The 9,091-nt window shown below is 61.6% G+C and carries 9 protein-coding genes; 5 read left to right on the top strand and 4 right to left on the bottom strand.

The features are described from left to right. Positions 1-212: 212 nt before the first annotated feature. Positions 213-2,417 carry an OsmC domain/YcaO domain-containing protein gene (locus AACV02_RS13010; protein WP_119740085.1) on the bottom strand — a complete coding sequence of 735 codons (2,205 nt, stop codon included), beginning with the start codon at positions 2,415-2,417 and terminating at the stop codon, positions 213-215. 133 nt (positions 2,418-2,550) lie between these two features. Here AACV02_RS13010 and AACV02_RS13005 point away from each other — a divergent pair, with 133 nt between their 5' ends. Beyond that, entirely contained in the window at positions 2,551-3,171 is a 621-nt protein-coding gene (locus AACV02_RS13005; RefSeq protein WP_119740083.1) for a LysE family translocator, read from the top strand. Here AACV02_RS13005 and AACV02_RS13000 read toward each other — a convergent pair. The 3 genes from AACV02_RS13000 to AACV02_RS12990 are packed head-to-tail and all read right to left on the bottom strand — an operon-like array spanning position 3,158 to position 5,879. Beyond that, positions 3,158-4,330, bottom strand: a complete 1,173-nt coding sequence (locus AACV02_RS13000; protein WP_119740081.1) for an arabinose transporter — start codon at positions 4,328-4,330, stop codon at positions 3,158-3,160. The genes AACV02_RS13005 and AACV02_RS13000 overlap by 14 nt on opposite strands. Before the next feature lie 12 nt (positions 4,331-4,342). Continuing rightward, the gene (locus AACV02_RS12995; RefSeq protein WP_119740079.1) at positions 4,343-5,209 is read right to left on the bottom strand and encodes an SDR family oxidoreductase; all 867 of its coding nucleotides are present in this window, start codon (positions 5,207-5,209) and stop codon (positions 4,343-4,345) included. Between the two features lie 13 nt (positions 5,210-5,222). Then, positions 5,223-5,879: an O-methyltransferase gene (locus tag AACV02_RS12990; RefSeq protein WP_119740077.1), complete on the bottom strand. Its 657-nt coding sequence runs from the start codon at positions 5,877-5,879 to the stop codon at positions 5,223-5,225. A gap of 111 nt (positions 5,880-5,990) precedes the next feature. Here AACV02_RS12990 and AACV02_RS12985 point away from each other — a divergent pair, with 111 nt between their 5' ends. From AACV02_RS12985 to AACV02_RS12970, 4 genes are all read left to right on the top strand, one after another. After that, entirely contained in the window at positions 5,991-6,623 is a 633-nt protein-coding gene (locus AACV02_RS12985) for a TetR family transcriptional regulator (RefSeq protein ID WP_119740075.1), read from the top strand. Positions 6,624-6,651: 28 nt separating this feature from the next. Beyond that, the gene (locus AACV02_RS12980; protein WP_119740073.1) at positions 6,652-7,467 is read left to right on the top strand and encodes a suppressor of fused domain protein; all 816 of its coding nucleotides are present in this window, start codon (positions 6,652-6,654) and stop codon (positions 7,465-7,467) included. 101 nt (positions 7,468-7,568) lie between these two features. Further along, entirely contained in the window at positions 7,569-7,724 is a 156-nt protein-coding gene (locus AACV02_RS12975; protein WP_177413694.1) for a hypothetical protein, read from the top strand. A gap of 49 nt (positions 7,725-7,773) precedes the next feature. After that, positions 7,774-9,087, top strand: a complete 1,314-nt coding sequence (locus AACV02_RS12970; RefSeq protein ID WP_119740071.1) for an NAD(P)/FAD-dependent oxidoreductase — start codon at positions 7,774-7,776, stop codon at positions 9,085-9,087. Positions 9,088-9,091: the final 4 nt, after the last annotated feature.

The following is a 9,091-nucleotide window of genomic DNA, read 5'->3' as shown; positions in this document are numbered from 1 at the left end:
CTTGCCTGCGAAAGCATCAGCTCGGTACACCTGAAACACCGAGGTGTCTGCATCGCGGGCAAGCCCGCTCCCACAGGGTTAGCGTCGGGCTGAAATGATGTTGATTGCCCCACAATCAAAGGTGGGAGCTGGCTTGCCTGCGAAAGCATCACCTCGGTACACCTGAAACACCAAGGTGTCTGCATCGCGGGCAAGCCCGCTCCCACAGGGGTTTAGCGTCGGGCTGAGGTGATATTCGCACGCGCCGCGTGCAGCTTTTTGTAGCTGTCGATCAAGCGCAAATGCCGATCCAGCCCTTCCAGCTTCATGCTGGTCGGCGTCAAGCCATAGAAACGCAGCGTGCCGTTGACCGAGCCGATCACCGCGTCCATGCGCTCATTGCCGAACATGCGGCGGAAGTTGGCCTCGTAATCCGCGAGTTCCAGGTCCTCGTCCAGGTGCATCTCCAACACCGCGTTCACCGCCTGATAGAACAGGCCGCGATCAGCAGTGTTGTCGTTGTACTGCAGGAACATCTCCACGCACTCTTTCGCCTCCTCATATTGCTGCAAGGCGAGGTAGATCAGCAGCTTCAACTCCAGAATGGTCAGTTGGCCCCACGCGGTGTTGTCGTCGAACTCGATGCCGATCAAGGTGGTGATGTCGGTGTAATCGTCCAGCTCGCTTTCCACCAGACGCTCAGCCAGCGCTTTGAGCTCGTCATCGCTGAGGCTGTGCAGGTTGAGGATGTCGGCCCGGAAAAAAAGCGCCTTGTTGGTGTTGTCCCAGATCAGGTCATCCACCGGGTAAATTTCCGAGTAGTCCGGCACCAGGATGCGGCAGGCGGTTGCGCCGAGGTGTTCGTACACTGCCATGTAGGACTCTTTGCCCATGCCTTCGAGGATGCCAAACAGGGTCGCGGCTTCCTGGGCATTCGAGTCTTCGCCCTGGCCGGAGAAATCCCACTCAACGAACTCGTAGTCTGACTGCGCACTGAAGAAGCGCCACGAGACCACGCCGCTGGAGTCGATAAAATGCTCGACGAAGTTGTTCGGTTCGGTCACCGCGTGGCCTTCAAAGGTCGGCTGCGGCAGGTCGTTCAAGCCTTCGAAGCTGCGGCCCTGAAGCAATTCGGTGAGGCTGCGTTCCAGCGCCACTTCCAGGCTTGGGTGGGCGCCGAACGAGGCGAATACGCCGCCGGTGCGCGGGTTCATCAAGGTCACGCACATCACCGGGAATTCACCGCCCAGGGACGCGTCCTTGACCAGCACCGGGAAGCCCTGGGCTTCCAGGCCTTGAATACCGGCAAGAATTCCCGGGTATTTGGCGAGCACTTCAGCCGGTACGTCCGGCAGGGCGAATTCGCCTTCGATGATTTCGCGCTTGACCGCGCGCTCGAAAATCTCCGACAGGCACTGCACCTGCGCTTCGGCCAAGGTATTGCCCGCGCTCATGCCGTTGCTGAGGTAGAGGTTTTCGATCAGGTTGGACGGGAAGTACACCACCTCGCCATCGGACTGGCGCACGAACGGCAGCGAAACAATGCCGCGTTCTTCATTGCCCGAGTTGGTGTCATACAGGTGCGAACCGCGCAGTTCGCCATCGCGGTTGTAGATTTTCAGGCAGTAGGCGTCGAGGATTTCAGGCGGCAGCTCGTCTTTGCTGCCCGGCTGGAACCAGCGCTCATCCGGGTAGTGCACGAACGGCGCGTTGGCCAGTTCCTCACCCCAGAACTGGTCGTTGTAGAAGAAGTTGCAGTTGAGCCGCTCGATGAACTCGCCCAACGCCGACGCCAGTGCGCCCTCTTTGGTCGCGCCCTTGCCGTTGGTGAAGCACATCGGCGAGTGAGCATCGCGGATATGCAGCGACCAGACGTTGGGCACGATATTGCGCCACGAGGCGATTTCAATCTTCATGCCGAGCCCCGCGAGGATGCCGGACATGTTGGCGATGGTCTGCTCCAGCGGCAGGTCCTTGCCAGCGATGTAGGTGCCCGTTTCAGAAGCAGCATTAGGCATCAGCAACGCCTGGGCATCGGCGTCGAGGTTGTCCACCTCTTCAATCACGAACTGGGGCCCTGCCTGCACGACTTTCTTGACGGTGCAACGGTCGATGGAGCGCAAAATGCCCTGGCGGTCCTTGTCGGAGATATCCGCCGGCAACTCGACCTGGATCTTGAAGATCTGGTTGTAGCGGTTTTCCGGGTCAACGATGTTGTTCTGCGACAGGCGAATATTTTCGGTGGGGATATTGCGCGTTTCGCAGTACAGCTTCACAAAGTACGCCGCACACAACGCCGACGAAGCCAGGAAGTAATCGAACGGACCCGGGGCCGAACCATCGCCTTTATAGCGAATGGGTTGGTCGGCAATCACCGTGAAGTCATCGAACTTGGCTTCAAGCCGAAGGTTGTCGAGAAAGTTGACCTTAATTTCCATGCGGGCACACCAGAACGAGCTAAACAAATTGGCCGCCATTATGAAGATTTTCGCCGGGAAGTCTCAGGGTTTTCCGAATTGGCTGCCGATCGGTGCTAACGTTCCAGCCAACCTCTCATGAAGTTGTGCGCCCATGACCCTCACCGACAACCTCCTCGCCTTCACCTTCGCCGCCACTGTGCTGACGCTCACGCCCGGGCTCGACACCGCCTTGGTGCTGCGCACCGCTACGGTAGAAGGCAAGCGTCAGGCGCTGCACGCTGCCCTCGGCATCAACGCCGGTTGCCTGGTGTGGGGCGCAGCCGTGGCTTTTGGGCTGGGCGCGTTGATTGCAGTGTCGGAGGTAGCGTTCAACCTGCTCAAGTACTGCGGCGCCGCTTACCTGGCCTGGTTGGGCGTGAACATGCTGCTGCGCCCGCGCCGTTCACTGTCGTCGGCCAACGCTGATGCCAGGCCCGGCGGCAACTGGTTTTTCAAGGGCATGCTGGGCAATGTGCTGAACCCTAAGGTGGGGATTTTTTACGTGTCGTTCCTGCCGCAGTTCATTCCCCAGGGCCATTCGTTGATTGCCTGGACGTTCGGCCTGGTGAGCATTCACGTGGTGTTGGGGCTGGCATGGTCGTTGGCGTTGATTGGCGCCACCCGGCCACTGTCCGGCTTCCTGCGCCGAGAAAAGGTCATTCAGTGGATGGACCGCACCACGGGCCTGATCTTTGTTGTATTTGCCGCGCGCCTGGCGTTCAGCAAGCGCTGAGTGCAGGCTGTTTAGCCAACAACAGCCACGCCACCACCACCGACATCGTCACCGCCACGGCGCCTGCCAGGTACACCGACCCTACGTCGGTAGCACCGGCCAAAGCGCCGGCTAGCGGGGTGCTGATCCCTAACGCAATATCGAGGAAGGCCACATAGGCGCCCATGGCCAGCCCGCGCGTTTGCGGGGGCGCACGCTTGATCGCCTCGACACCAAACCCCGGGAACGCCAACGAATAACCGAAGCCGGTCAGCGCTGCGCCCACGTACGCCGTCAGCGGTGAGCCTGCGCCCCAGATCAACAACTGCCCCGCCGCTTCGATCAGTACACAGACCAAGGCGACGACTGCGCCACCGAGCTTGTCCGGCAGGTGCCCGAAGAAGATTCGCGCGCCAATAAATGCAAGGCCAAACGCGGTGAAGGCGAACGACGCGTTGCCCCAGTCCTTGGACGCAAACAGCAGCGCGATAAACGCTGTGATCAGCCCAAAACCGATGCTGGAAAACGCCAGCCCTAGGCCCGGCAACCACACTGTGCCCAGTACTTTGTAAAACGAGGTGCGCCGCTGGCTGGTGGGCGCAACACCCTTGGCCCCCGCGACGATGGCCAGCGCGCACAGCGGCAACAGCAGGGACGCGATGCTGATTCCACTGAACCCCCACTGGCTGTTGATTGCCACGCCCAACGGTGCACCCAGCGCAAATGCGGCATAGATCGCAATGCCGATCCAGGCCATGACCTTGCCGGCGTTTTGCGGCCCGACCAGGCCCATGCCCCAGCCCATCGAGCCGGTGATGATCAGGCTTTCACCCACGGCCAGCACCACGCGCCCGGCGAGCAGAACCCACACCGACAGCGCCGGTGTGTCGACAAACGCCAGCGACGCCAGGTACAGCACACCGGAACTGGCCGCCACCAGCATGCCAATCAACATCGCGCGCTTGGGCCCGCACATGTCGGCAAAATTGCCGGCCCAGGCCCGTGACAGCAACGCCGCCACGAATTGCGCGCCCACCACCACGCCGACCACCAGGGTGCTCATGCCCAAGGTGTGGTTCAGGTGCAGCGCCAGCACCGGCAACTGCAGGCCGATGATCAGGAAGCCGACGAACACCGCCAGGGTGATCGGCAGCATTTTCAGCAAGACAGGTTGAGTCATGAAAACCTTCCGTCACAGGGTGAGGTAGTCGGCTTGATCAAGGTCTGTGAGCAAGTCCGGGCCGCTGGGCGCCCAGCCCAGCAGGTCGCGGGTGCGCGCGCTGGAAACGGCCATGTCGGCCCCGGCCATCGTCGCGAACCAACCAAAATGCTCACGCGGCCGGGATTGCACCGGCACACCCAGGCGGCGCCCGATGACCTCGGCGATGGCTTTGAACGGCACGGCCTCGTCCGCAACCGCGTGGTACACGGCTTGGCTGACGCCCTGCTCCAGCGCCAGGCGGTAGACCCGCGCCGCATCGGAGCGGTACACGCCCGACCAGCAATTCTCGCCGTCGCCGATATAGGCCGACACGCCCGTCTGCCGTGCCAGGCGAATCAAAATCGGCAGAAAACCATGGTCGCCTACCCCGTGCACCGACGGCGCCAGTCGCACGGTTGCCGCCCGTATGCCACGCTCGGCCAACAGGCGCGCGGCGGGTTCGGATTGGCGCGGGGCGCCAGCGTTCGGCACGTCACTCTCGAGCGCGCCGCGCGCCAGGCCAGACAAACCCGAGGTCACGATCAGCGGCGTATCCGAGCCTTTGAGCACACTTTCCAGCGCCTCGATCACGCGACGGTCCTGCGCGCAGTTTTCGATGAACCGTGTGAAGTCATGATTGAACGCGGTATGGATGACCGCATCTGCGCTCCAGGCCGCACGGCGCAAAACGTCCAGATCATCCAGGCAGCCGCGCAGCACTTTCGCACCGGTGGCCGCCAGTGCCTTGGCCTTTTCATCGCTGCGGGCTAAACCTGTGACCCGGTAGCCGGCGCCGATCAGATCCTTGACCACTTCGCCGCCAACCCAGCCGGTGGCTCCCGTGACAAATACATGCATGAGGTGACTCCTGTTAGCGCAAGCGGATCGAGAGTTCGATGTCATCGGCAAAGGGCACGGACAGGTAGCCGTTCGCAGGCTCGCGCACGTGCGCCAGGTAATGCGGGCAATAGTCGGTATTGTCGGCTATCACCAGCGCGCCGGGCCGCAGGTGTTTTTGCACCCGGTGCAGCACGTCGCCATACAGGCTCTTGGCGCCATCGAGCAGCAGCAGATCGACCGCTTCCGGCAGGTCTGTGGCCAACGTCACCAAGGCGTCGCCCTCACGGATTTCGATCAGGTCGCTGACGCCGCCCTGAATGAAATGCTCGCGTGCCAGGGCGATCTTCGAGGGCTCGAATTCACTGCCAATCAGCACGCCGCCACCGTTGTCGCGCAACGCGGCGGCCAGGAACAAGGTAGAAAGGCCAAACGACGTCCCAAACTCCACGATGGCCCGCGCCTTAGTGCTGCGCGCCAACAGGTACAACAAGGTGCCAGTGTCGCGAGAGACCGGCAGCCACAGGTCTTTGAGCATCGTGTAGAGCGCGAGGTAGTCGGTTTTGCTGTGCATCAGACGGTCGCGTTCTTCACGCGTAACGCTGTTGATGAGAGGGCTGGTGGCCGCATTGGCTTGTGCGTACAGGCGTTCGATCAAGGGCGCCATTGGCGCGGAGGTCAGGGTCGACATGATTGATTTCCATGAGGTTGGGACTAAGATGCGACTAATTCGTCGCATTAAAAGTATGCGAGTGATTCGTCGCATTCGCTATTCGCGTTAGCCCCGCCGCTGGAGCCCTTGATGACAACCCGCCAGACCGCCCGTATTTCCTCACGCAAACAGCCACAACAGGCGCGTTCCACCGAGCTGGTGGCGGCGATCCTGCAAGCAGCTGTTCAGGTTTTGGCCAAGGAAGGCGCCACGCGTTTCACCACCGCACGCGTGGCGGAAAAAGCCGGCGTGAGTGTCGGTTCGGTGTACCAGTACTTCCCCAACAAGGCGGCCATCCTGTTCCGACTGCAGAGCGATGAGTGGCAGCAGACCACGCAGATGCTGCGCGACATTCTGGATAAAACCGACGTTGCGCCGCTTGAGCGCCTGCGCACCCTGGTGCATGCGTTTATTCATTCCGAATGCGAGGAAGCGCAGATGCGCGTAGCGCTGAACGACGCCGCGCCGCTGTATCGCGATGCGCCCGAAGCCGTGGAAGTGCGCGCGGCAGGTCAGCGCGCCTTTGAGACGTTCATGCTTGAATTGCTGCCCGATGTGCCTGCTGAACGCCGCGCACTGGCCTGCGATTTGATCCTGACCACGCTCAGCTCGGTGGGTAAGGATTTTTCCGGCAGCCCACGTACGGCGGCAGAAATAGCTGTTTACGCCGATGGAATGGCTGATATGTTTCGCGCCTATGTAAACGCACTGAATCTGCTGTAAAGCACTCATCTCCAGCAAAGGAATGCCCATGAACTTCTTCAAGAAGTTGTTCGGTACTGCCAAAAAACCTCACGCCGAAGCGGCCCTGTCCGCGCCGACTGAACCTGTTGAGCCGGTTGAAACTGCAGCAGATGCAGCCAATATCGCCGCGCGTCTTGCCAGCGGCGAATGCCTGGACCGTCACTGGCGGACCGTGGGTCGCGTGGAACAGGACGTGCTGACGTACATGATCAGCCCAAGCTTTACCGGCGGTCCTCATTGGCCCTCCACCCGCCAGGCGTACCGCGTGGTGCGCCGTGATGAATCCATCGTCCTCGCCACCGAAGGCCTGTCCGATCCATTCGACGATGCAGAAGGTCTGGGCAATGGGTTTGAGATGGAATTGTTCCTGGAAACACCGGATATCCCCGACGACGCCCGTGGCGAGCCGGGTGATGTCGACCCTGTGCGTCGCAGTTGGGCGTTCGAGCTGCTCGAACACGTCGCCAAGACCGTGGCCAACGCGGGCGGCATTACCCACCAGTTGGACAATCACGGCGTACTGTCTTTGGAACTGCCAGGGTTCAGCCTGTCACATCAGATGAGCGATCAAGTGCCCACGCTGTTCGTCACCGAAGACGACGCCGCCGGCGTGCTGCTCGGTGGGCCGGAACCAGACTTCCCTACCCGCCTTGAAGACATGCCGCTATCGCCGGTGCGACTGGTGCCGGTGGTGTTGATTACCGCGTCGGAGCTTGAGTATGTGCGTGCAGGTGGGCGTGCGGCTCGAGAGGACCTGGTGGCGCGTTTGAACGCCGCCGGCGTAGGGCATACCAGCACCTTGTATCGCCAAAGCGTGGTATGAGGGGGCGTTGCGCCGCCGCGACGATTGTTTAACCAAGCCATAACTGAAGGTACACAAACGGCGATTTAACGCACCTGCGCGTGGTGGGAGCATCGGCAACCATGATTTCGCTATTGCGTGTGTTCCCTCGCCACCTGCACCCTTGCTTCCCGAAGGCGCGTGCGCGTCCCTGCGAAAACCCGCTGTTCAATATCATCCTGGCCTTCTGGGCGCTGTGGCATTGCCGTCATGCGCGTCCGCCCGATGCACGCCTCTGATCAAGTCGAAACGCCTCGCCGGCATTCATTTTTTCAGAAGGATCATTCCATGACCGCAGCCATACGCCCTGTCATCGGTGCTGCCCAGCGCAGCGCTTCGTATTACACCGCCAGCCTCAACGACGCTACCCAGTACCCGACCCTGCAAGGCCAGGTCAGCGTTGACGTGGTGATTATCGGCGGCGGCTTCACCGGCGTTGCCAGTGCCGTCGAGCTGGCTGAACGCGGGCTCAAGGTCGCGATTGTCGAAGCCAACCGGATCGGCTGGGGCGCCAGTGGGCGCAATGGTGGGCAAGTCACCGGCAGCCTGTCGGGCGATGAGGCCATGCGCGAGCAAATGCGCAACCGCCTGGGCACGCAGGTGGACGACTTCATCTGGCACCTGCGCTGGCGTGGTCACGAGATCATCGAGCAGCGCGTGAATACGTACGCCATTGACTGCGACCTCAAGCACGGCCACTTGCACGCGGCGATGAAGCCCTCGCACCTGAGCGAACTGCGTGCTTTCCACGACCAGGCACAACGGCGCGGCATGGGCGATCAGGTCAGTCTGCTCGATCAGGCCGCTATGCGTGAGCATCTGGACAGCCCGTTGTACCTCGGTGCGCTGAAAAACACGCGCAACCTGCACGTGCATCCACTGAACCTGTGCCTGGGCGAAGCCCGCGCGGCGCACAGCCTGGGCGCGTTGATTTATGAGAATTCCGCGGTGCTGGAAATCGTGCATGGCGACCGGCCTGCCGTGATCACCGCCCTTGGCCGCATCGACGCGCGCCAGGTGCTGCTGGCCGGCGACGTGTACCACAGGCTCGAACCCAAACAGCTCAAGGGCAAAATCTTCTCGGCCATGGGCGGCATTGTCACGACCGCGCCACTGGGCGCGCTGGCGCAGCAGATCAACCCACAGGACCTGGCGGTGTACGACTGCCGGTTCGTACTCGACTACTACCGCCTGACGGGCGATGGGCGCTTGCTGTTCGGTGGCGGCGCAAACTATTCCGGGCGCGACTCACGCGACATTGCCGCAGAGCTGCGCCCATGCATCGAGCGAACGTTTCCCGCGCTGAGGGGGGTAGACATCGAGTTCCAGTGGAGTTGTGCGATGGGCATTGTGATCAATCGCATCCCGCAGTTGGGCAAGCTCTCAGAGCATGTCTGGTACTGCCAGGGCTACTCGGGGCATGGCATCGCCACCAGCCACATCATGGGCGAGATCATGGCCGAAGCGCTGACCGGCACGCTGGAAAAGTACGACACGTTTGCCGGCTGCAAACACATCAAGGTGCCGCTGGGCGATGTGTTCGGCAACCCGATGCTGGCGGTGGGCATGTGGTACTACCAGATGCTCGAGAAGCTGCGCTGACCCA

It is taken from the genome of Pseudomonas sp. Larv2_ips, from assembly GCF_963879675.1.
GTDB lineage: Bacteria > Pseudomonadota > Gammaproteobacteria > Pseudomonadales > Pseudomonadaceae > Aquipseudomonas.
The sequence above is the reverse complement of the archived record's forward strand: the minus strand, read 5'-3'. Positions and strand labels throughout refer to the sequence as shown.